26 protein-coding genes and 1 pseudogene are annotated in these 20,638 nt (G+C 72.6%); 6 read left to right on the forward strand and 21 right to left on the reverse strand.

What is annotated here, in order from left to right; translation table 11 throughout:
- Positions 1 to 122: 122 nt before the first annotated feature.
- Positions 123 to 1,484: an aspartate aminotransferase family protein gene (locus tag AB0D45_RS06015; protein WP_362455462.1), complete on the reverse strand. Its 1,362-nt coding sequence runs from the start codon at positions 1,482 to 1,484 to the stop codon at positions 123 to 125.
- A gap of 497 nt (positions 1,485 to 1,981) precedes the next feature.
- Here AB0D45_RS06015 and AB0D45_RS06020 point away from each other — a divergent pair, with 497 nt between their 5' ends.
- On the forward strand, positions 1,982 to 2,389 hold the full coding sequence (locus tag AB0D45_RS06020) for an ATP-binding protein (protein ID WP_362455463.1): 408 nt from the start codon (positions 1,982 to 1,984) through the stop codon (positions 2,387 to 2,389).
- A 106-nt stretch (positions 2,390 to 2,495) separates the two neighbouring features.
- Here AB0D45_RS06020 and AB0D45_RS06025 read toward each other — a convergent pair whose 3' ends face one another.
- Together AB0D45_RS06025 and AB0D45_RS06030 are read right to left on the reverse strand one after the other, a co-directional pair.
- A complete protein-coding gene (locus AB0D45_RS06025; RefSeq protein ID WP_361596934.1) occupies positions 2,496 to 3,344 on the reverse strand; it encodes a SigB/SigF/SigG family RNA polymerase sigma factor in 849 nt (282 codons plus the stop codon).
- 326 nt (positions 3,345 to 3,670) lie between these two features.
- Positions 3,671 to 4,861: an MFS transporter gene (locus tag AB0D45_RS06030; RefSeq protein WP_362455464.1), complete on the reverse strand. Its 1,191-nt coding sequence runs from the start codon at positions 4,859 to 4,861 to the stop codon at positions 3,671 to 3,673.
- A gap of 84 nt (positions 4,862 to 4,945) precedes the next feature.
- On the opposite strand from AB0D45_RS06030, the gene AB0D45_RS06035 reads away from it, so the two are divergent.
- A complete protein-coding gene (locus tag AB0D45_RS06035) occupies positions 4,946 to 5,923 on the forward strand; it encodes a DUF5937 family protein (protein WP_362455465.1) in 978 nt (325 codons plus the stop codon).
- Between the two features lie 26 nt (positions 5,924 to 5,949).
- Positions 5,950 to 6,342, forward strand: a complete 393-nt coding sequence (locus AB0D45_RS06040) for a TOBE domain-containing protein (protein WP_361596943.1) — start codon at positions 5,950 to 5,952, stop codon at positions 6,340 to 6,342.
- A gap of 94 nt (positions 6,343 to 6,436) precedes the next feature.
- Here the strand turns inward: AB0D45_RS06040 and AB0D45_RS06045 are convergent, their stop codons facing one another.
- Positions 6,437 to 7,105, reverse strand: coding sequence for a TetR/AcrR family transcriptional regulator (locus tag AB0D45_RS06045; protein ID WP_362455466.1), 669 nt, complete (start codon positions 7,103 to 7,105; stop codon positions 6,437 to 6,439).
- 96 nt (positions 7,106 to 7,201) lie between these two features.
- On the opposite strand from AB0D45_RS06045, the gene AB0D45_RS06050 reads away from it, so the two are divergent.
- Positions 7,202 to 8,245: an aldo/keto reductase gene (locus AB0D45_RS06050; protein ID WP_362455467.1), complete on the forward strand. Its 1,044-nt coding sequence runs from the start codon at positions 7,202 to 7,204 to the stop codon at positions 8,243 to 8,245.
- Positions 8,246 to 8,249: 4 nt separating this feature from the next.
- On the opposite strand, the gene AB0D45_RS06055 is transcribed toward AB0D45_RS06050, so the two are convergent.
- The 4 genes and pseudogenes from AB0D45_RS06055 to AB0D45_RS06070 all read right to left on the reverse strand — a co-directional run bounded on the left by AB0D45_RS06055 (position 8,250) and on the right by AB0D45_RS06070 (position 10,300).
- Entirely contained in the window at positions 8,250 to 9,152 is a 903-nt protein-coding gene (locus tag AB0D45_RS06055) for a sigma-70 family RNA polymerase sigma factor (RefSeq protein ID WP_362455469.1), read from the reverse strand.
- A 148-nt stretch (positions 9,153 to 9,300) separates the two neighbouring features.
- Positions 9,301 to 9,519: pseudogene (locus AB0D45_RS06060) on the reverse strand (AraC family transcriptional regulator); the annotation flags it as partial.
- The gene (locus tag AB0D45_RS06065; protein ID WP_361596955.1) at positions 9,519 to 9,929 is read right to left on the reverse strand and encodes a VOC family protein; all 411 of its coding nucleotides are present in this window, start codon (positions 9,927 to 9,929) and stop codon (positions 9,519 to 9,521) included. The gene AB0D45_RS06065 and the pseudogene AB0D45_RS06060, both read right to left, overlap by 1 nt.
- 53 nt (positions 9,930 to 9,982) lie before the next feature.
- Positions 9,983 to 10,300, reverse strand: coding sequence for a DUF3040 domain-containing protein (locus tag AB0D45_RS06070; RefSeq protein WP_362455470.1), 318 nt, complete (start codon positions 10,298 to 10,300; stop codon positions 9,983 to 9,985).
- Between the two features lie 100 nt (positions 10,301 to 10,400).
- Here AB0D45_RS06070 and AB0D45_RS06075 point away from each other — a divergent pair, with 100 nt between their 5' ends.
- Positions 10,401 to 10,760 (forward strand): hypothetical protein, encoded by a 360-nt coding sequence (locus AB0D45_RS06075; protein WP_362455472.1) that lies wholly within the window; start codon positions 10,401 to 10,403, stop codon positions 10,758 to 10,760.
- 107 nt (positions 10,761 to 10,867) lie between these two features.
- Here AB0D45_RS06075 and AB0D45_RS06080 read toward each other — a convergent pair whose 3' ends face one another.
- The 12 genes from AB0D45_RS06080 to AB0D45_RS06135 form a co-directional block, all read right to left on the reverse strand.
- On the reverse strand, positions 10,868 to 11,209 hold the full coding sequence (locus AB0D45_RS06080) for a MerR family transcriptional regulator (protein WP_361596964.1): 342 nt from the start codon (positions 11,207 to 11,209) through the stop codon (positions 10,868 to 10,870).
- A 602-nt stretch (positions 11,210 to 11,811) separates the two neighbouring features.
- Positions 11,812 to 12,123, reverse strand: coding sequence for an SCO5918 family protein (locus AB0D45_RS06085; RefSeq protein WP_362455474.1), 312 nt, complete (start codon positions 12,121 to 12,123; stop codon positions 11,812 to 11,814).
- Between the two features lie 48 nt (positions 12,124 to 12,171).
- Positions 12,172 to 12,576: a CBS domain-containing protein gene (locus AB0D45_RS06090; protein WP_361611885.1), complete on the reverse strand. Its 405-nt coding sequence runs from the start codon at positions 12,574 to 12,576 to the stop codon at positions 12,172 to 12,174.
- Positions 12,577 to 12,622: 46 nt separating this feature from the next.
- Positions 12,623 to 14,032, reverse strand: a complete 1,410-nt coding sequence (locus AB0D45_RS06095; RefSeq protein ID WP_362455476.1) for a DEAD/DEAH box helicase — start codon at positions 14,030 to 14,032, stop codon at positions 12,623 to 12,625.
- 312 nt (positions 14,033 to 14,344) lie between these two features.
- The gene (locus AB0D45_RS06100) at positions 14,345 to 14,548 is read right to left on the reverse strand and encodes a cold-shock protein (protein ID WP_361605793.1); all 204 of its coding nucleotides are present in this window, start codon (positions 14,546 to 14,548) and stop codon (positions 14,345 to 14,347) included.
- A gap of 427 nt (positions 14,549 to 14,975) precedes the next feature.
- The gene (locus AB0D45_RS06105) at positions 14,976 to 15,758 is read right to left on the reverse strand and encodes an oxidoreductase (protein ID WP_362455478.1); all 783 of its coding nucleotides are present in this window, start codon (positions 15,756 to 15,758) and stop codon (positions 14,976 to 14,978) included.
- Positions 15,759 to 15,838: 80 nt separating this feature from the next.
- On the reverse strand, positions 15,839 to 16,417 hold the full coding sequence (locus AB0D45_RS06110; protein ID WP_362455480.1) for a TetR/AcrR family transcriptional regulator: 579 nt from the start codon (positions 16,415 to 16,417) through the stop codon (positions 15,839 to 15,841).
- A gap of 84 nt (positions 16,418 to 16,501) precedes the next feature.
- Positions 16,502 to 17,701 (reverse strand): PP2C family protein-serine/threonine phosphatase, encoded by a 1,200-nt coding sequence (locus AB0D45_RS06115; protein WP_362455481.1) that lies wholly within the window; start codon positions 17,699 to 17,701, stop codon positions 16,502 to 16,504.
- Between the two features lie 252 nt (positions 17,702 to 17,953).
- Positions 17,954 to 18,238: a hypothetical protein gene (locus AB0D45_RS06120; RefSeq protein ID WP_361605778.1), complete on the reverse strand. Its 285-nt coding sequence runs from the start codon at positions 18,236 to 18,238 to the stop codon at positions 17,954 to 17,956.
- 49 nt (positions 18,239 to 18,287) lie between these two features.
- Positions 18,288 to 18,554: a hypothetical protein gene (locus AB0D45_RS06125; RefSeq protein WP_361605775.1), complete on the reverse strand. Its 267-nt coding sequence runs from the start codon at positions 18,552 to 18,554 to the stop codon at positions 18,288 to 18,290.
- A 94-nt stretch (positions 18,555 to 18,648) separates the two neighbouring features.
- A complete protein-coding gene (locus tag AB0D45_RS06130; protein WP_361605772.1) occupies positions 18,649 to 18,837 on the reverse strand; it encodes a hypothetical protein in 189 nt (62 codons plus the stop codon).
- A 5-nt stretch (positions 18,838 to 18,842) separates the two neighbouring features.
- The gene (locus tag AB0D45_RS06135) at positions 18,843 to 19,418 is read right to left on the reverse strand and encodes a DUF5994 family protein (RefSeq protein WP_362455484.1); all 576 of its coding nucleotides are present in this window, start codon (positions 19,416 to 19,418) and stop codon (positions 18,843 to 18,845) included.
- A 293-nt stretch (positions 19,419 to 19,711) separates the two neighbouring features.
- On the opposite strand from AB0D45_RS06135, the gene AB0D45_RS06140 reads away from it, so the two are divergent.
- The gene (locus AB0D45_RS06140; RefSeq protein ID WP_362455486.1) at positions 19,712 to 20,212 is read left to right on the forward strand and encodes a DUF5994 family protein; all 501 of its coding nucleotides are present in this window, start codon (positions 19,712 to 19,714) and stop codon (positions 20,210 to 20,212) included.
- A 145-nt stretch (positions 20,213 to 20,357) separates the two neighbouring features.
- On the opposite strand, the gene AB0D45_RS06145 is transcribed toward AB0D45_RS06140, so the two are convergent.
- Entirely contained in the window at positions 20,358 to 20,558 is a 201-nt protein-coding gene (locus tag AB0D45_RS06145; protein WP_362455487.1) for a hypothetical protein, read from the reverse strand.
- Between the last annotated feature and the right edge of the window lie 80 nt (positions 20,559 to 20,638).

Consider the following 20,638-nt stretch of genomic DNA (forward strand, 5'->3'; position numbering starts at 1 on the left):
TCCCGGTCCGTAGGTGCTGAGTGGTACTGCACGGATTGCACCATGTGTGCGACGCGATGACCACCGCACGGAACATCCGAACACCAGCACCCACGGCTTGGGCGACCGCACAAGCATGCAGGTCAGGCCATGTGCGCGTCCGTGACGGACAGGGCCTCGTCCAGGATCGCGAGCCCCTTGGCGACGTCCTGCGCCGAGATGTTGCAGGGCGGGGCGATGTGGATGCGGTTCCCCGCCAGGAGCGGCCACATGCCGCCCTTCTTCAGGGCCGCGCCGAAGGCGGCCATCGGCGCGTTGTCGGCGCCGGAGGCGTTGTACGGGACCAGGGCTTCGCGCGTGCCGGCGTCGCGTACGAGTTCCAGGGCCCAGAAGGTGCCCATGCCCCGGACCTCCCCGACGGAGGGGTGCCGCGCGGCGATCTCGCGCAGCCCCGGGCCCAGCAGTTCGGCGCCCGTGCGGGCGGACTGCTCGACGATGCCCTCCTCGGCCATGGTGTTGACCGTGGCGACGGCGGCGGCGCAGGCCAGTACGTGCCCGGAGTACGTCAGCCCGCCCGGGTAGGGGCGGCGCGCGAAGGTCTCGGCGATGGCGGCGGAGATGGCGACGCCCCCGAGCGGTACGTAACCGCTGGTGATGCCCTTGGCGAAGCAGAGCAAGTCGGGGGTGACGTCCCAGTGGTCGGCGGCGAACCACGCGCCGGTGCGGCCGAAGCCGACCATGACCTCGTCCAGGATGAAGACGATGCCGTAGCGGTCGCAGAGCGCGCGCACGCCCGCCAGGTATCCGGCGGGGGGTACGAGCACGCCGGGGGCGCCGCCGACGGTCTCCAGGATGATCGCGGCGATGGACTGCGGGCCCTCGAAGACGATGGTGTCCTCCAGGTGGCGCAGGGCGCGCTCGCACTCCTCGGCCTCGGTGGCGGCGTGGAAGGGCGAGCGGTAGAGGAACGGCCCCCAGAAGTGGACGACGCCGGCGGTGGCGCCGTCGTTGCCGAAGCGGCGGGCGTCACCGGTGAGGTTGATCGCGGTGGTGGTCGCGCCGTGGTAGGAGCGGTACGCGGACATCACCTTGGGCCGGCCGGTGTGCAGCCGGGCCATCCGGACCGCGTTCTCCACGGCCTCGGCGCCGGCATTGGTGAAGAAGATCTTGTCGAGGTCGCCGGGGGTGCGCTCGGCGATGAGGCGTGCGGCCTCGGAGCGGACGTCGACGGCGAAGCCGGGCGCGAGGGTGCAGAGCTTGGCGGCCTGCTCGGCGATGGCGGCGGCCACCTTCGGGTGCTGGTAGCCGATGTTGGTGTAGACGAGCGAGCTGGAGAAGTCGAGGTAGCGGTTGCCGTCGTAGTCCCAGAAGTACGAGCCCTCGGCCCCGGCCACGGCGAGCGGGTCGATGAGCTCCTGCGCCGACCAGGAATGGAAAACGTGCTTCCGGTCTGCTTCTTTGACTGCGTCTTTCACGGCGGCGGTGGCGTCGGCTTCTGCGTTCATATATCGAGGGTAGTTGTCCAGGATGTGGACGCCGGGGTGCCTGGGCCACGCCGCCCCCGTGCGGCCGACTTGACGGATCGCGGACCGCTGTCTCGACGGGGCGGGGACGCCCGCATAGCGTCCCTGGGACCCGCCGCTCCACGGGGGAGAACGGCGGAAAACCCGAGGTGGCGGCCCCTTTCCCGGCCCGGCGCTGCCCGCCGGGGTCAGCTGGGGGCCGCCGCCGGGTGCCTTCGTCAGGCCGTCGCCGCGGGCCCTCGTCCGCCGCCGCCGGATGCCTTTTCGCCCGGCCGCCTCCGGGGCCTCGTCCGGCCGTCGTCCGGCCCTCGACCCTCCGTCGACCGCCCGTCGTCCGCCCGTCCGCCGTGGTTCCGCACCGCCGCACCTCACCCTCACCGCCCCGACTCGGCAGTAGCGTGGAGTCCGGGCGTGATTTGTCCGTCCCGGCCGGGGGTAGGTGCGGCGCCGGGGGAGCGGCGTCGGAGACGGGAGAGCCTGTGGCGGAGCAGACGCGGCGGCTGGTCCTGGGCGGCGCGACGGCCGGGGTCGTCGCCCGGTGCCGGGACTTCACCCGCCGGGCCCTCGCCGACTGGCTGGGCCCCGAGGACTCGGAAGCCGGGGACGACGTGCTCCTGCTGGTCTCCGAGGTGGTCACCAACGCGTGCCTGCACGCCGGCGGCCCGCGCGAGCTGGTGCTGCGGCACAGCCCCGGCATGCTGCGGGTCGAGGTGAGCGACGACAGCCCGGAGCCGCCGGTGCGCCGGGCGACACGGGACCGTTCCCGGCCGGGCGGGCACGGCCTGGTCCTGCTGGAGCGGCTGGCGAAGAACTGGGGCTCGCTGCCCGCGCCGGAGGGCCGCTCCGGCAAGACGGTCTGGCTTGAGGTGACGGTCCCGGCCTCCTGAGGGCCCCCGTCGGGGCGCCCGCGAGGGCCGGCTCCCGGGTCATGGGCCCGCAGGCCCCCCGGATCCCCGGCCCTCCGGGCTCGCTCGGCGGCCTGACGGTCAGGGCTCAGGCGTCGGTGAGGAGGCCCCCGCGCAGCCGGGTCAGGGTCCGGTTCAGCAGCCGCGACACGTGCATCTGTGACAGCCCCAGCCGGGCCCCGATCTCGGACTGGGTCAGCTCCTGCCCGAACCGCAGCGACAGCAGCTCCCGCTCCCTGGGCGGCAGGCCGGCGAGCATGGGCTTGAGCGACTCCAGGCACTCGATCCGGTCGTACGCGGGCTCCTCCTCGCCGAGCGAGGACCGCTCCGCGGCCGGGTCGCGCTCCGAGTCCTCCTGGACCGGGGCGTCCAGGGACCGCGCCGAGTACGCGCTGGCCGCCTTGCGGCCCTCGCTGAACTCCTCCGGCGTGACGTGGAGCTCCTGTGCCATCTCGGCGTCGGTGGGCTCGCGGCCGAGGTCCTGCTCCAGCGCGTCGTGGGCCTTGGCGCTGTCGATCCGCAGCTCCTGGAGCCGGCGGGGGACCTTGACGGCCCAGCTGGTGTCGCGGAAGAACCTCTTGATCTCACCGGTGATGGTCGGCATCGCGAAGGTGGTGAACTCCACCCCGCGCTCCGGGTCGAACCGGTTGATGGCCTTGATCAGGCCGATCGTGCCGACCTGGACGATGTCCTCCATCGGTTCGCTGCGGCCGCGGAAGCGCCGGGCGGCGAACTTGACGAGGCTCAGGTTCAGCTCGACGAGGGTGTTGCGGACGTAGGAGTAGTCGGCCGTGCCCTCGTCCAGCTCGGCCAGCCGGTGGAACAGGGCCGTGGAGAGGGCCCTGGCCTCCAGGGTGGCCACGTCCATGCGCTCGGCGCGGTCTGCCCTGCCGGTGCAGTCCGCTCGGCCGGTGTGGTCGCGCTGGGTACGGTCCATCGTTCTGCGCTCCTCCGACGGTTGGTCCCGGGTCACGGGCGTGTTCGTGCGCTATTGGGGCCGTCCAAATGGATATACCCGATCGAACCGGTCGATACCCACTTATTTGGGCTGCCCGATGTTTCACGTGAAACCACGCTCCGGACGAAACCCCTGCTCACAGCGGTCCGGAGCCCGCAGCGCGGCCTCCCCCACCGTCCGGAAACCCACCCGGAACCGCCCGGAACCCGCGCCCGGGCCGGGCCGGTCCGGTGCCGCGTGCGGGGAACTCCCCTGTGGCTCCCCGCACGCGACACCACACCGGCCCGGCGCCCGGACCCGGCGCGCTACGCCGCCAGGCCGTGCTCCGTCCGCGCCGCCACCCGGTGCCGCAGCCCCAGCACCGCCGCCGAGCAGAGCAGGCCGCCCGCCAGGGCCGTCCACCACAGGGCCGCCGGGCCGGCGCCCGCGTACAGGGTCACGCCCAGGGTGAGGGCGGCGAAGCGGGCGACGCCCCACGTCCAGCTGAAGGCGCCCTGGTAGCGGCCGCGGGCGTCGGCCGGGGCGAGCCCGGCGACCACCGAGGCCGAGATCCCGGCGACGACCACCTCCCCGAGCGACCAGACGACCACCGAGGCCGCGTAGCCAGCGACGCCGTCGGCGAGCCCGGTCGCCGCCACCCCGGCCGCGATCAGCACGCTGCCGGCCGCGTGCACCGGCAGCTGCGGCAGCTTCGCGAGGCGGGCGGTCACCAGCGGCTGGAGCCCCACCACCAGGACCGCGTTGACGGCGGCCATCGCCCCGTAGGCGGCGGGGGAGAGGCCGCTGTCGCGCATGGCCAGCGGCAGGGCCACCTCGGTCAGCGAGTACACGAACAGCTGGACGCCGAAGACGGGCAGCAGCGCCAGCATCAGCCGGTCGCGCAGCACGACCCCGTAGCCCAGGGTCCGTACGGCCCCGCCCGCCGGCGCCTCCCGGCGCGGCTCCCGCAGCCGGGCCGCGACGACGGTGGCGTACACCAGCAGGGTGGCGGCGTCGACCGCGAAGAGCAGCCAGTAGCCGTGGGCGGCGAGGAAGCCGCCGAGCACCCCGGCGACGGCGGTGCCGATGTTGACCCCCCACCCGAACAGCGCGTACGCCCGCTGTCGGCGCTCCCCGTCGACCGCGTCGGCCATCAGCGCGTACGCGGCCGGGCCGACCGTCGCCGAGGCCGCGCTCAACAGCAGCGCGGCCGCGCCCATCGTCAGCACGCCCGGCGCGAGGAAGAGCCCGCCCTGCGCCGCGGCCGCTCCCAGCAGCCCGATCAGCATGGTCGGCCGGCGCCCGATCCGGTCGGCGAGCACGCCGCCGAGCGCGGGCCCGAGCAGGTTGCCGGCGCCGAGCGCGCCGAGGACGTACGAGGTCTCGGTGCCGGTGATGCCGCGGTCGGCCAGCAGGAACACCAGGAACGGGGTGACCAGGTGGCCGAGCCGGTTGACGACCGTACCGGCGAAGAGGGTCCAGACGGTGGGCGGGAGTCCGCGGAAGGTGGAGAGCATGCGAGGAGCCTGCGTGCCCTCCCCGCCACCGCGAACTGATTAAGCTCAGGCCGAATCCAACGGGCGGGGCGAGGGGCGGGGGCCATGGAGCCGGGCTTGAGTTTTTCGGCGGGGGACCTGGCGCAGACCCGGTTCGCGGTCTCCCCGATGTGGGAGGTCGTCACCAGCTTCCGGCGGCTGCTGGACCCCGCCGCGGCGCACCTGCACCGCGACTGGGCCGCGCAGGTGCGGCCCCGGCTCGCGCGGGCGGGCCTGGGGCGGGGCTGGCTGGCCGAACTGGTCCCGGCGCGCGGCTACCTGGCCGACTTCCTCAACCCGACCCCGCCCGGGCCCTTCCCCGAGCTCCCCGCCGAGCTGCGGGCCATCCGCGCCACCCCGCCCGGGCAGGTGCGCACCGACGTCGCCGCGCTCGGCCCCCGGGCGGCCTCCTCGCCCCGGCTGCGGCACCTGGGGGAGGAGCCGGAGGAGGCGCTGGAGAAGGTCGCGGCCGAGATCGAGGTCTACTGGGAGCTGGCGCTCGCCCCCTACTGGGCCCGGATCCGCCAGGTGCTGGAGGCCGACGTGTTCCACCGGGCCCGCCAGGTCGCCGAGCACGGCTCCGCGTCCGTCCTGAACGAGCTGCACGAGTCCGTCCGGTGGGACGCGGACACCCTGAGCCTGGTGAAGGCGCAGTGCGGGCTGACCCGCGAGCGGGCGGGCGCGGGCCTGCTGCTGGTGCCCTCGGCCTTCGCCTGGCCCCGGGTCCTGACCCGGGCGGTGGCCCCGGACCCGCCCCAGCTGGCCTACCCGGCGCGCGGCATCGGCACCCTGTGGGAGCCGCGCACGGCCTCCTCCGCCGAGGCGGTCGCCGCGGTGCTGGGGCGTTCCCGCGCGCTGCTGCTGGCGGAGCTGGACACCCCGGCCTCGACCACGCAGCTCGCCCGGCACTGCGGGCTGTCCGCGGCCGGGGTGTCGCAGCACCTGACGGCCCTGCGCAACGCGGGCCTGGTCACCGCCCACCGGGCCGGGCGCTCGGTGCTGTACGCCCGTACGGCGATCGCGGACGCCCTCCTCACGGCGTGAACGCGGCACGGCCTACCCTGCGGTGCATGGAGTCGTACACGATCGGCCAGGCAGCCCGGCTGCTCGGCGTCAGCAGTGACACCGCCCGCCGCTGGGCGGACGCCGAGCGCTTCCCGACCCGGCGCGAGGGGAACCGCAGGATCGTCGACGGGCCGGACCTGGCGGCGTTCTGCGTGCAGGTGGCGCAGGAGTCGGGGGAGGACGAGGACGCCCCGTACACCTCGGCCCGCAACGCCTTCCCGGGGATCGTGACCGGCATCCGGCTGGGCTCGGTGGGGGCGCAGGTGGAGATCCAGGCGGGCCCGCACCGGGTGGTGTCGCTGCTGACCCGGGAGGCGGTGGAGGAGCTGGGCCTGGAGGTCGGCATGCGCGCCACCGCCCGCGTGAAGTCGACCAGCGTCTTCGTCGACCGCACCTGAGCCCCCGCGCCGGAGGGCTCGCGCCGTTCCGGGCGCTCCGGCCAGGTCGTGCCGTCGAAGTCCCTCCAGGCAAGAGCGACTTCGCCGGCACTCCCTAGGCGGTGCGTACGAAGACCCCCGCGCGGGCCGCCGCGGCCGCCGCCGTGGCCGCCCGCCGGGCGGCGGCCTCGTCCAGCGGCGCGTCCGTGGTCAGCAGCCGGTAGTACAGCGGGGCGGAGACGGCGCGGACCACCTCGGCGGCGTCGGTGCCCTGCGGCACCTCGCCCCGTTCGACGGCCTGCCGTACGCAGGGCGCCCACTCCGCGACCCGGACCTCGTAGAAGCGGTGCAGGGCCTCGGCCGTACGGGCGTCGCCCGTGGCCGCGGCGATGACCGCCTTGAACAGCGGGCCCTGGCGGGGGTCGGCCAGGGTGCGCCGGACCAGCCCCGCGTTGGCCAGCAGGTCCTCCTCCAGCGAGCCGGTCTCGGTGCGCGGCAGCGACTGCTCGGCCATGTCCGTCAGCAGGTCGGCGACCAGGCCGGCCACGGTGCCCCAGCGCCGGTACACGGTGGTCTTGCCCACCTCCGCCCGCCGGGCGACCTCGGCGAGGTCCAGCCCGTGGAAACCCTGCTCGGCGAGCATGTCCCCGGCCGCCTCCAGTACGGCGGCCCGCACCCGGGCCGTCCGGCCCCCGGGCCGCACGGTCCCCGGTTCGGCGGTGTCCCCCGGCTCGGCGGCATCCCCTGAGGCGGCGGTCCCCGAAGCGTCACTCGACTCAGTCATAACGGTTCCCCGGTTCCATTAGTGGCGATCAGCTGTTACGTTGGGACCACCTTAAAGGGTCTGCGGTGCCATTACCGCTCACGGGAGGAGTCCGTCATGGAATACAGGCAGCTCGGGACGTCCGGCCTCAAGGTCCCCGCCCTCAGCTTCGGAGCGGGAACCTTCGGCGGCCGGGGCCCCCTCTTCAGCGCCTGGGGCAACACGGACGCCCAGGAGGCGCGCCGACTGGTGGACATCTGCCTGGAAGCGGGCATCACCATGTTCGACACCGCCGACGTGTACTCCGCGGGCGCCTCGGAGGAGGTCCTCGGACAGGCCGTCAAGGGCCGCCGGGACCAGGTGCTGCTGTCCACCAAGGCCGGCCTGCCCACCGGTGACGGCCCCGGCGACTCCGGCACCTCCCGCTCCCGCCTGATCGGGGCCGTCGAGGGCGCCCTGCGCCGCCTCGGCACCGACCGGATCGACCTCTTCCAGCTGCACGGCTTCGACGCCGCCACCCCCGTCGAGGAGGTGCTGTCCACCCTCGACCAGCTCGTACGGTCCGGCAAGATCCGCTACGTCGGCGTCTCCAACTTCGCCGGCTGGCAGCTGATGAAGTCCCTGTCCGCCGCCGACCGGCACGGCTTCCCCCGCTACGCGGCCCACCAGGTCTACTACTCCCTCGTCGGGCGCGACTACGAGTGGGAGCTCATGCCGCTGGGCCACGACCAGGGCGTCGGCGCGATGGTGTGGAGCCCGCTGGGCTGGGGCCGCCTCACCGGCAAACTGCGCCGCGGCCGCCCGCTGCCGGCCGGCAGCCGCCTGCACGAGACCGCCGACTTCGGACCGCCGGTGCAGGACGAGCACCTGTACGACGTGGTGGACGCCCTCGACGAGGTGGCGGAGGAGACCGGCCGGACCATCCCGCAGGTGGCCATCAACTGGCTGCTGCGCCGCCCGACCGTCTCCACCGTCATCGTCGGCGCCCGCAACGAGGAGCAGCTGCGGCAGAACATCGGCGCGGTCGGCTGGGAGCTGACCCCCGATCAGGTGGCCCGGCTCGACGCCGCCAGCCACCGCCCGGCGCCCTACCCGTACTTCCCGTACGAGCGCCAGGAGGCCTTCGCCCGCCTCAACCCCTCGCTGCTGGCGCGTCGTTGACGGGTCACCGGTCCCCGAGCAGCCCGTCCAGGTCCAGCCGGGCGAGGCGCTCGGGGTCGGTCAGGATGTCCAGCGCCGTGATCAGCCCGCCCCGGACGGTGAAGGCCATCACCGACATCGGGCGCCCGTCCTGCGCCACGGAGAGCACACCGGGGGAGCCGTTGACCAGCACCGGGTGGGCGTCCCGGGCGAACCGGGCGAACATGATCGCCTGCGCAGCCACGTCCGCCGCGCCGCGCCGCAGCGCGCTGGGGAGCAGCGTCCCGCCGTCGGAGCGTCCCACGACCTCCGGGTCCAGGACGGCGACCAGGGCCTCCAGGTCCCCGCCGCGGGAGGCGGCGAGGAAGGCGTCGACGACCTCCCGGAGGCGGACCGGGTCGGTGTCCGGGGCGGGCGCGGCCCCCTGCACGCGCCGGCGGGCCCGGCTGGCGAGCTGGCGCGTGGAGGCCGCCGTCCGGCCGAGGACCGGCGCGATCTCCTCGAACGGCACCGCGAACAGGTCGTGCAGGACGAACGCGAGCCGCTCGGCCGGCCCCAGGGTCTCCAGTACGACCATCAGCGCGATGCCGACCGAGTCGGCCAGCAGGACCTCCTGCTCGGGGTCGACCCGGCCGGGGCCGCTGAGGATGGGGTCGGGCAGCCGGATCGGGCCGTCGCCGGCCTCCAGCGGCTCCTCGCGCCGGGCGGTGCGCGAGCGCAGCACGTCCAGGCAGACCCGCCCGACCACGGTGGTCAGCCAGCCGCCCAGGTTGGCGACCCCGCCGGCGTCGGAGCGGTTCAGCTTGAACCAGGCCTCTTGCACGGCGTCCTCGGCATCGCTGAGCGAGCCCAGCATCCGGTAGGCCACCGCCCGCAGGTGCGGGCGGTGTTCGTCGAACCGCCGCGCCAGACCGTCCTTCTCGTTCACCTGTCGGATCCCCCCGTAGCGATCTCCACGTTCCCGTAAGGACGTTAACCGCCCGCGGTCGAGACCCGCAGGGGCGGGGCCGATGGCGTCGGGCTCCCGGCTCCCGCCGTCCTCAGCCGACGGCGGTGACCGGCGTACGGCCGACGGCGCGGCGCGCCGTCAGGTAGGCGTGCGGGGAGCCGCCGTAGGCGGTCCGGAACTCGCGGCTGAGCTGCCCGGCCGGCATGCCCGCGTCCCGCGCGAGCGCGAGGACGTCCAGCGGCAGCGCGGGGTCCCGGTCGATCCGGTCGCGTACGCGGCGCAGCCGGGCGAGGTCCTTCAGGTGCTGCGCGGCGATGAGCGCGAGGCGCCACCCCGGGGGGCACATCAGCGCAGTTCCTGGATCCGTACCAGGTTCCCCGCGGGGTCGCGGAAGGCGCAGTCGCGCACTCCGTACGGCTGGTCGGTCGGCTCCTGGACCACCTCGGCGTCGGCGGCCCGCACCTTCTCGAAGGTGCCGTCCAGGTCCGCGGTGGCCAGCAGGATCCAGCCGTAGGTCCCCTTGGCCATCATCTCCAGGATGGTGCGGCGCTCGTCCTCGGTGATGCCGGGGTCGACGGCCGGCGGGGCCAGGAGGATGGAGGTGCCGGCCTGGCCGGCGGGGCCGACCGTGATCCAGCGCATCTTGCCCTGCCCGACGTCGCTGCGGACCTCGAAGCCGAGCACGTCGCGGTAGAAGGCCACGGAGGCGTCCGGGTCGTCGTGCGGGAGGGCCGTGGTGTGAATGCTGATGTCCATGCCCGCAACGTTAGGGGCGGCTCCCGGGAGGCGCTTCTTGAATCCTGACCGGTTCAGACCCGGCTGCCGCCGCCCCGCCGGATCCGCCGGCACGCCAGCCGCAGCACGCACACCGCGGTGACCACCCACACCGCTGCGAAGAGCCACAGCACTCCCGGCGCCCCGGTCGCCACGGCCCGTACGAAGAGGCACGCGCAGACGAGGGCGAGCAGCCCCGTCCCCAGCCCGGGCCGGCTCCAGGCGCCGGTCCAGGGCGGGACCCCGCGGCGCAGCGTACGGAGCCTGCGGTCCAGGCGCACGTCGGACCGCAGGTCGCCCTCGATGTCGTTGAGGATCATGCGTTCGTGATCCGAGAGCCCGGGGCCGTCCATGGCACACCTCGCAGCCGTCCGACGCGAATCTTCCTGCGCCTACCCGTCGGCCCCCCGTCTACTCGTGACGGCCGCCTCGGCTGGCGACTACAGTCGGCTCATGTCGAAGCCTGACGAGTTGCTCGTAGACGTCGCCGCCAAGGTCGAGTCCGGGCAGAGCAATCAGATGTCCCTGACCGTGATCACAGACGGGGCTGTCATCACCGGGCGTTTGGCCCCCGAATCGGTGTGGCGCCAGAGGGTGACGGAGGTCCTGACGGATTCGGCCCGCCTGGGCGAGTTCGCCGACACCTTCGGGAAGCCGCCCGCCCAGGACGGCCCGCCCACGCACCTGCATTTCCACGTCGCCCGCATCATCCAGGGCACGGTGGGGATCCCGGAGACGGGCGGGATGTACCGCGTCTCGATCGAGGACGTCAGCGCCTGGACGGTGGGAGACGTCAGCTACTCCGACCACTGAGCGGAACATAACGTAACGTAATGGAACGAGACGGAACGTGACGGCGAACGGGCCCCGGGCCGCCGGCCTGGGGCTCCTCGGTCCGGGCGTCCCGGCGGGGCGCCGCCTCAGTCCGAGGCCGGCGGAGCGGACGGTCCGGCGGCGGCGCGACGGTATTCGGCGTTGATGCGCTGGGCTTCCTCGAGCTGGTCCTCGAGGATGATGATGCGGCAGGCGGCCTCGATGGGGGTGCCCTGGTCGACCAGCTCCCGGGCGCGGGCGGCGATGCGCAGCTGGTAGCGGGAGTACCGGCGGTGGCCGCCGGCGGAGCGGAGCGGCGTGATGAGGCGGGCCTCACCGATGGCGCGCAGGAATCCCTGGGTGGTGCCGAGCATCTCGGCGGCCCGGCCCATCGTGTAGGCGGGGTAGTCGTCGTCATCGAGACGGCCGAACGAGTCATCCGCTGTCATTGCACCTCTCTCATGGGAACGCATGGAGGGGCCCTGATGCCGAACGGCACCAGGGCCCCGAAGGAACTACTACACCATCTGTCGGCCCTGATACTGCGCCGACCTCATGTTTCCGCCGACCCGACCGGGATACTGCCGGGACAGCGGGGATCGCGGTTGCCTGACCGTAGACCACCTCACCATCGATGTCCTGCGGTACCCGGGCGCTGGACTCCGGCCCGGGCGATCCTGATGGCGCCTGCTCCTCCGTTCTTCCCTCGTTGCCCTACGTGGTGCGTGTCCCGGTGCGCGCGCCCGCAGCCGACGCCTTCACCGGGGTACCGCTCACTGCTTCGCTGCGGGTACCGCGAACTGCAACAACACGTGAACTGCAACTGCTCGTACTGCTCCCCGGCAGTTCATCTCCGCCAGGGCCTACTGTCTCTCTCGGCTACGAAAGAAACCATAACCAAGTCGGCACCCAATGTCTATCGTGGCCGCAGTAGATTTTCGTGTGTCGCGGACGGAGTCCGCTGCCGCCCCGGCCAGGGGACGCGAAAGGGCCCGACCGGCGTGTGCCGGTCGGGCCCTCTCTGCTCCCGGGCGCGCGTCGCGCCGGTCGGTCAGACGCCCACCCGCGGGCCGAGCATCGCGGAAGCCCGCTGGAGCGGGCTGAGGCCGGGTGCGGGCGCCGCAGGCCCGGCAGCGCCGCGGCAGGTGAAGCCGAGCTGGGTCATGGCCCGGACGACTTCGCCGACGGTGAAGTCGCGCCGGTCCTGGCGGGTGACGACCTGGCCGACCTGCTTGACGGGATAGGTGCGGCGGCCGATGATCACCGACTCCCCGGTGATCGGCTCGGGCTTGACGCCCTTCATCGATTCCAGGACACCGCTCTTGGTCAGGTCGAAGGGGAAACGGGCGATGACGCAGCGCATGAGTGCCTCACAGGAGGAAGGGGGACGGTCGTGTCGTGGCGGCGCGGTTCAGCGTGCGAGGGCGAGGACGCCCAGCGGGCTGCCCCCCTCGTCGACGACGGGCAGGGCGTGGAGCCGGCGGTGGCGCATCGCGTGCTCGGCCTCGGCCATGGTGGCCAGGGGCGAGGTGAACGGCCCGCGGTCGCCGGGGACGTCGCGCAGCCGGAGCCGGTCCGTGTAGGCCCCGCTGCCCCGGGCGGCGGTGAGCTGGGCGCGGGTGACCAGACCGGTGCAGAGGCCGTCCTCGTCGCACACGAGCAGGTGGTCCGTGCGCGCGCCGGCCATGACCGCGTACGCCACTTCGACCGTCATGTCATCGCTGACCTGCGGACCGACCGCTTCCATGGCGTCGACCACCTTGCGGTGCGCAGGACCGGGGTCCGCCGAGCGGGATCGCATCTGGACCAGCGTCATCGCGTGCCTCCTGCAGAGATGGGTCAGTTTCCTGAGCACGTGGTTGTCAGGCCGCCACGGTCGGCGCGGACTTCCGCACGTTCGCGCGCCGGGCAGCCGAGAGGGAGCCGCGCCGGCCGCGGGAGGCCGTGGTGCGCTTGGGGCGCTCGGTCACCGGTGCGGTGATGGTGACCGGGATGCCGGAGGGTGCCTGGGCGCCGGTGATGCGGTTCAGGGCTTCGTCGCCAGAGCGGACCTGGGTGGTCTGGGGGGTGATGCCCGCGGCCTGCATCAAGCGGGTCATGTCGCGGCGCTGGTTGGGGGTGACGAGGGTGACGACGCTGCCGGACTCGCCGGCGCGGGCGGTGCGGCCGCCGCGGTGGAGGTAGTCCTTGTGGTCGGTCGGCGGGTCGATGTTGACGACGAGGTCGAGGTGGTCGACGTGGATGCCGCGCGCCGCCACGTTGGTGGCGACGAGCACGGTGACGTGGCCGGTCTTGAACTGGGCGAGGGTCCGGGTGCGCTGGGGCTGCGACTTGCCCCCGTGGAGCGCGCCGGCCCGTACTCCGCTGTTCAGCAGGTGCTCGGTCAGGCGGTCGACGCCGTGCTTGGTGTCGAGGAACAGCATCACCCGGCCTTCGCGCGCTGCGATCTCCGTCGTCATCCGCTGCTTGTCGGTGCCGTGGACGTGCAGCACGTGGTGCTCCATCGTCGTCACCGCGCCCTGCGAGGGGTCGACGGAGTGCACGACCGGGTCGGTGAGGTAACGGCGCACCAGCAGGTCGACGTTGCGGTCGAGGGTGGCGGAGAACAGCATCCGCTGCCCCTCGGGGCGCACCTGGTCCAGCAGGGCGGTGACCTGGGGCATGAAGCCCATGTCGGCCATCTGGTCCGCTTCGTCCAGGACGGTGATGCCGACCTGGTCGAGGCGGCAGTCGCCGCGGTCGATCAGGTCCTTCAGCCGGCCCGGGGTGGCGACGACGACCTCCGCGCCTCCGCGCAGCGCGCTGGCCTGCCTGCCGATGGACATGCCGCCGACGACCGTGGCGAGACGCAGCTTCACCGAGCGGGCGTACGGGGTGAGGGCGTCGGTCACCTGCTGGGCCAGCTCGCGGGTCGGGACGAGGATGAGGGCGAGCGGCCGGCGCGGCTCGGCGCGCTGCCCGGCGGTGCGGGCCAGCAGGGCGAGGCCGAAGGCCAGGGTCTTGCCGGAGCCGGTGCGGCCGCGGCCGAGGACGTCACGCCCCGCGAGGGTGTTGGGCAGTGTGGCGCCCTGGATCGGGAAGGGCACGGTCACGCCCTGCGTGCCGAGGGCGGCCAGCAGTTCCCTGGGCATGGCGAGGTCGGCGAAGGCGTCGACGGCGGGCAGCGCGGGAGTGATCGTCTTCGGCAGGGCGAACTCGCCCCGCGCGGGGGCCGGCCGACGGCCGCGGGTGCGGGAGAAACGGTCGTTCGAATGCGTACGTGTGGGGTTCATGGAGAACCTTCCTTGATACGGCGCGCATCAAGGAATTCCCGGCGGAGCAGCGGTACGGGGGAATAACGAGAACGGGCCGAATGAAAATGCGAGGGCGAATCTGGCCTACAGGAATCTGTACGGGGCACAGGCGCTGAAAGGGGGCCGCGTCGGGTGGAGGTGGAATCCGCGACGGCGGGCCGGGGGTGCGGTGGCTCCGCGGGGCCGCACCCTGGTACTGCGTCCCGCAGGACGAACCACTGCGGGAAATGTGAGCAGCTGGGGCCCGTACCCCGAGGGATGCGGGCCCCAGCTACGAAGTGCGCGCCGGCGTCAGGCGGCGACGATGTTCTCGGCCGTCGGGCCCTTCTGGCCCTGCGCGATGTCGAAGGAGACCTTCTGGCCTTCGAGCAGCTCCCGGAAACCCTGGGAGGCGATGTTCGAGAAGTGGGCGAACACGTCGGGTCCGCCGCCGTCCTGCTCGATGAAGCCGAAGCCCTTTGCGGCGTTGAACCACTTCACGGTACCGGTGGCCATGTGATGTCTCCTCTGGGGGCAGTACAGCGGAATCCGCACCATACGGATTCCGTGTCGCCGCGATGATGCCCCGCCCGGAGAATGATCCGGAAATGTGAAGGTGCTTTTGGGTGTCAAGACCGCAACTGAGATCGACAGTAGCACGCCGCAGTGGCCCGTGCGCGGAAAACATTTCCACGGCCCGCGGCACGGTAAAAACCCTTCCCGCGCGGTCCGCTAAACCCTCAGACGGCCGCTACAGATATCCATGGCACGACCGTCCTCGGAGAACGGCTGTGCGCAGCGCCTCGCTGGCCGTCTGCGGGACGAGCGCGGTGGCGAGGCCGGCTCGTGCGAGGGTGAGCCGGGCGGCGATGCCGGCGGCTTGGCGGCAGGCGACCGCGCCCAGATCGCATACGCACGCACGCCGTGACCGCTCAGAGAGAATTCACACCGTCTTGATGCCGCCTCCCTCGACGGCGTAGTCCGCGCCGGTCACGCTCGCCGCGCGGTCCGAGGCGAGGAACGCGACGACGGCCGCGACTTCGGCGGGTTCGACCATGCGGCCGGTGGTCATGCCCATCGCCGCGGGCACCCCGGCCACGAAGTCGCGGTGCCCGACGCCGTTGGCCTCCGCCAGACGGGCGCCGAAGCCGTCAGCGTCCTCCCACATGCCGGTGCGCGTCGGTCCGGGGGAGACGGTGTTCACGCGTACGCCCCGGGGTCCGAACTCCTCGGACAGCGCCTTGCCGAACGCGTTGAGAGCCGCCTTCGCGGCGCCGTACTCGATCGGGCCCGTGGCCGGCAGCCGCGCGCTCATCGACGAGATGTTCACCACCGAGCCGCGGCGTTCCAGAATGCTCGGCAGCAGCCTGCGGGTGACCCGGACCGTGCCGAACAGATTGACCTCGAAGCTGTGCGCCCACAGGGCGTCGCTGGTCGCGAGGAACCCGTTCAGGGTGAACTCGTCGCCACCGCCGAGGTTGTTGACCAGAATGTCCACACCGCCGAGTACGGCAAGTGCCTGGGCCGCCAACTCCTCGGCACCTTCCGGCGTGCTCAGGTCGACCGCGATCGGGTGGGCGCCGATCTCCTTCAGCTCGGGCGTGATCGTCCGGGCCGCACCGGCCACGCGGACACCCTCGGCGACGAGCTGCCGGGCGATCGCGAGGCCGACACCCCGGCTGGCCCCGGTGACGACCGCGGTCTTGCCGACGAGATCGAGTTCCATATCCGACTCCCCACAGATTTTTGAACTACAGGTACAAAACAAGCCCGCAAAAAAAGAGGGCTGCCGATCATCAGTCCCGCCTACAGCGACCTCATCGCCGCATCCACGACCCGCTTCAGCTGGGTGCCGTCCTCGGCGGTCTTCGCCAGCACCCGCATCCCGATCACCGTCGCGAGCAGCCAGGCGGCCACCGCCGCCGCGTCGCGGTCGGCGGCGATCTCACCGGCCCGCTGGCCTTCCTCGACGGTGGCCCGGAACGCGCCTTCCGTGCGGGCGAACATCCTGCGCACCGTGTCAGCCGTTCCGGCATCCGAGGCGGCCAGCTCGGCGGCAGTGTTCACCGCCATGCATCCGCGCCGGTCCGGGTCGCCCAGATCGAGTTCGATCAGTGCCTCCAGGGCACCCCGCAGCCGGTCCTTCGCCGAACCGGGGTGATCGAGAAGTGCCTCCAGCCATGCGGCCTGCGAGTCGCGGTAGCGTGCCAGCGCCCGTTCGAACAACGCGTGCTTGCTGCCGAAGGTGTTGTACAGGCTGCCCTTGCCGATGCCGATCTCGTCCACGAGGTCCTGAGGTGTCGTCGCCGCGTACCCCTTGCGCCAGAACACGCCCATGGCGCGCTCCACCGCGACGTCCGGATCGAACTGCTTTGGCCTGCCCATGGTGTCACCGTAGCAGTATTTTTGACTCTGAGGTCAAAAAATGTCAGACCATCGCAGCCTGACACGTCGGGTCACGGCCTTCTGTCATCCGCGCCACTCCAACAGGACGAGCGTCGCGTCGTCAGAGGTGGTTTCGCCGCGTGCCCGCATGAGGGTGTGGGACAGGTCCCGGGCCACCGCGCGGATCCCCTGGTCAGCCTGCTCCAGCCGGTTCACCCAGTCGATCAACTGCTCCTCGCCGAACTGTTCCTGGCCGCTTTGGTGTTCTTCGATCAAGCCGTCGGTGAAGCAGAGGACGCGGTCGCCCGGCTCCAGTGCCACCGCGCTGACCTGTGGCTGGGCCCCTCCGAAGCCGACGGGGAGGGTCGTGGGGCTGTCCAGACGGCGTACGACGCGGTGCGCGCGGATCAGCATCGGCGCGGGATGCCCCGCGTTGACCCACTGGAGGCGTCCCGTGTCCGTGTCCAGGCGCATCATCTGCGCGGTCACGAAATGGTCCGGGTCGAACTGCTCGGCGACGGCCCGGTCCATGAAGAGGTAGATCTCCGACAGTTCGATGCTGATCCGGCGGGCGTGGCGGTACGCGCCGATGGCCACCGTGGCCATCGTGGCCGCGTCCAGGCCGTGCCCCATCGCGTCGACCATGGCGAGGTGCAGGACGTCGCCGTTCAGGGCGTAGTCGAAGCTGTCCCCCGCCACGGCATAGGCGGGCTCCAGGACTCCGGCGACCGCGACGCGCGGCATCACCATCGACAGCGGGGGCAACAGGGACCACTGGATCTCCGCGGCCACGCTCATCGGTTCGCTGCGGCGGGTGCGGAAGAAGAGGTCGGTGTAGCCGTTCTTCGTCTCCAGCAGGTCGGCCACCAGGCCCGCGACCCTGCGCAGGAGCCGGCGCGCGTCGTCGTCGATCCCGCCCAGGGTGACCGCCAGGACCCCCACCTGGTCGCCGCCGTCCAGCAGGGGCAGATGGAGGCGTACGCCGTCGGGCGTCAGGACTTCGACGGGGTGTGACTCCAGGAAGCACCGGCCGGCGTCGGACCGGTCGATGGGCTGAGGATCACCTGCGGTCAGACCGCCGAGGGGGAGCGGGACCAGCCGTCGCTGTCCGTAGTCCTGGAGAAGGACCTGTGGTGCGCGGCCCCCCAGCCGGGCCATCGCCTCGGCGATGAGCGGGCCGACCATGTGCGGTGCCAGCTCGGGCGCCCGGTCCAGGAGCATCCCGAGCAGTTCCTCCCCGAAGCTCTCCGAGCGGTCCCGGTCCCCGCGCCCTCCGTGGGTCATCCTGTTGCCTCCAACCGGGCGGCGGGCCGGCGTCCGGCTGCACGGGCGGCGTGCCCTCAGGATGCTCCCGCGCGACCGGGCCCGCCACACGGCTTCCGTGCCGGTGGCGGCCTCCACGGCCCGTGTTCTCCGCTGGCCGTTCAGGCACCGGCGGAATCGGGGACACCAGGCCGACGCTCAGCGCGGCCATGGTCCGGGAGGTCGCCTCCACGAGGCCGACCATTCGCCCGGGTCCAGGGCGTGCCTCTCGGATCAGGGCGGGCGCGTGGCCGTCCCTTCCTCCTCGGCCTCCATGCGCCGGATTCCCTCGTGGGTGAGAGTGACCATCGCCGGGGTGTTGCCGGGGTCCCAGTCGACGGTGACCAGCCCTTCGCCCGCCAGGTAGGTGCAGGCCGCGGCCAGGTCCTGTTCCGGCACGTGCAGGTCGCGCCGCAGTTGTGCCCCGGTGATGCCGAGGAGGCGGTTGCCTTCGACGGCTTCGTACAGGACCCCGAGCACCTGATCGCGGTAGGTCTTGCGTTCGCGCAGTGTGGCCATGACCGCGTCCTTTCGTGTGCGGAGTGGGCTCCGGGGCCCGTCGGGTCTCTCAGGTCTCGTCGGAGTGGGTGCCGGCGCCGACGGGCGTCCTGCTGGCGGCCAGCCAGGAGCGGGTGGGCCCGGCGGGTGCTGTCGTGTCCACCGTGAGGTGGAGGCGGGTGTCGCCGTCGAGGCCGGGGTAGCTGCGCTGTTCCGCTGCGGCGAAGCAGCCGCGGAGGGCTTCCGCGACCGCGCGGGCGGCTTCGGGCGTGTGCGCGATGATCCGTACCTCGGCGTGCCCGAGCGACGGCAGTGTCTGGGTCTCGATGTACTTCACGTGGGCGTGTCCCCTTCAGGGTGGGCGAGAGGCCGGCGGGTCGGGGCGCCGTGGCGCCCCGACCGCTGCCCCCGGTCGGAGGAAGTCCTGGTCCTCACCGGTCGGCATCCGTGTGGTGGGCTCGACGACCGGTGTCGTCCGGCAGGCCAGGAGGTCTCGGCAGGGGGTCGCTGAAGTGGTGGGCCGCGATCCGCGCGTCGTGCTGCGCGTTGAGCAGGTGGATCAGGCGCATTCCGATGGCGATCGCGAGGATGATCACCGCGATGAGGACGATGGTCTCCACGGAGCTCACCTCCAGCCGTTTCCGGGCAGCGGCAGGGCGGATCTGCCCATCCGGTCCCCGAAGGGGGACATGCAGGCCCCGCCTTCGCCCTCCCAGGTGGCTTTCCGGCGGCGGGCGTCGCGGATGCCGGACCCGATGACCGCTTCGTTGGCCATCAGCACGCCCGCGGTGAGGACGCTGCCCGGGATCGCGGCGGCGGTCATCAGCCGGGCCGCGGCTGCGGGCTCGGTTTCGGGCGGGATCACCAGGAGGTCCCAGCGGCCGACGGTGTAGGAGAGCAGGATCAGCTTGTCGGGGTCCTGTTCGGTGAACCAGCCCACGTGCAGCGTGCGCCCTTCCATGGGCACGGTGTGCGGTACGACGGGCCAGCGGGTGGGGTTCACGGTGACGCGGGTGATGCGACCCCAGGGCTCGTCCAGGGCGGCCGCCAACGCCGGGAGCTCGGCTTCGAGGTCGCGGGAGTGGGGCCACCAGGCACCGTCCAGCTGACCGGCGAGCGTGGTCTTCGGGGTGAGGGACACGCGGGCCGGGAAGCCTGCGGTGAGGTCGCGGGGCGCGGTCCGGTCGAGGGTGGTGGTCATTGAGTGGACCTGCCCCCGGACTGCCCGTCGGCAGCCCGGTTTCTTAGGCGATCGCCGGAAATGACACCCGCGTGACAGCCGGTGTGCGAAGTACCTCCGGTGCTTCAACTGTACGCCCGTTCGACCGACTCTGACCGGCGTGACCAGGTGATTTCCCGCGGGTGGCGGAGCGGGCGGCGGGGGTATCGTGAAACGACGGCAGGCCGGCGCACGTCGCCGGCCGGGCACCGGCGTCGGTACCGGCTCCGACCTCCGCCGACGTACGGCCGTACCCCAGAGACGGGCGGACCCCCATGGCTGACTCCGACACCCCCCGCACCCGCCCACTGCTCCTCCCGGATGCGGTCCACCAGGCGATCAAGCCCGGTACGGCGCTGCTGCGGCTGGAGACCACGAGCTCCCGGCAGGGGCTCCTGGACGGTGCGTGGTGGCCGCGCACGCGCGACATCGAGACCGAACTGCCCGCGTTGATCAGCGTGTTGACCGCGGATCTCGGGCCGATCACCCGGGTGGGCGTGGACGCGTCCGCCTGGAACGGCCTCCCGACCCGCCTGGTCGTCGACGGCCAGGTCGTGCACCTCGACTCCGACCCGGTCGGCGACGACACCGTCCTCATCACCCGCGGCCACAACGACCACTTCGCCCTGCTGCTGGTTCCCCCGGACACCACCGTCGATGCCGCCCGGGAAGCGATGGCCCGAGCCGTCCGCGCCGACAACGACACGCAGGCCGCTCAGATCCTCATCGCCACCACGTCCGGACCCGAGGGCAGCGCCGCCGATACGGCAGGCTGACCCCAACTCTCAGCGGTCGAGCCGAGACCGCGCCGGCCACCGCGGCCGGCGGCCCGTTCTCCGTCGGCGTCGGGCTGGGGGCGGCAGAGCCGGCCGGAGTGACTGCGGACCGGCCGGGCTCTGGGCGCGCGAGTGGTGCTTCTGATCAGAGCCCCTCGTCGTGCAGGTCCTCTTCGCGCATCAGGTCGTCCTCGCTGCGGCGCGACGTCTCCTTCTGCCCGGGCTTCTGTCCCTTCTCGCGGGCCTGCCTGCCCGGCTGGGGCTGCGCGGGGTCTCCGGGGCGGTGGTGTTCCTGCGCCTCGCGGCCCCTGCCCGACTCCTGACGCTTGTCCTGCGCATCGTCCATGACGGCGACTCCTCGGTGGTGCGTGGGGTTCGGATTCCTCCCGGACGACGCTGACACGCACCGCGACGGCGTGCATCCTC

Source organism: Streptomyces sp. NPDC048352 (genome assembly GCF_040651895.1).
Taxonomy (GTDB): Bacteria; Actinomycetota; Actinomycetes; order Streptomycetales; family Streptomycetaceae; genus Streptomyces.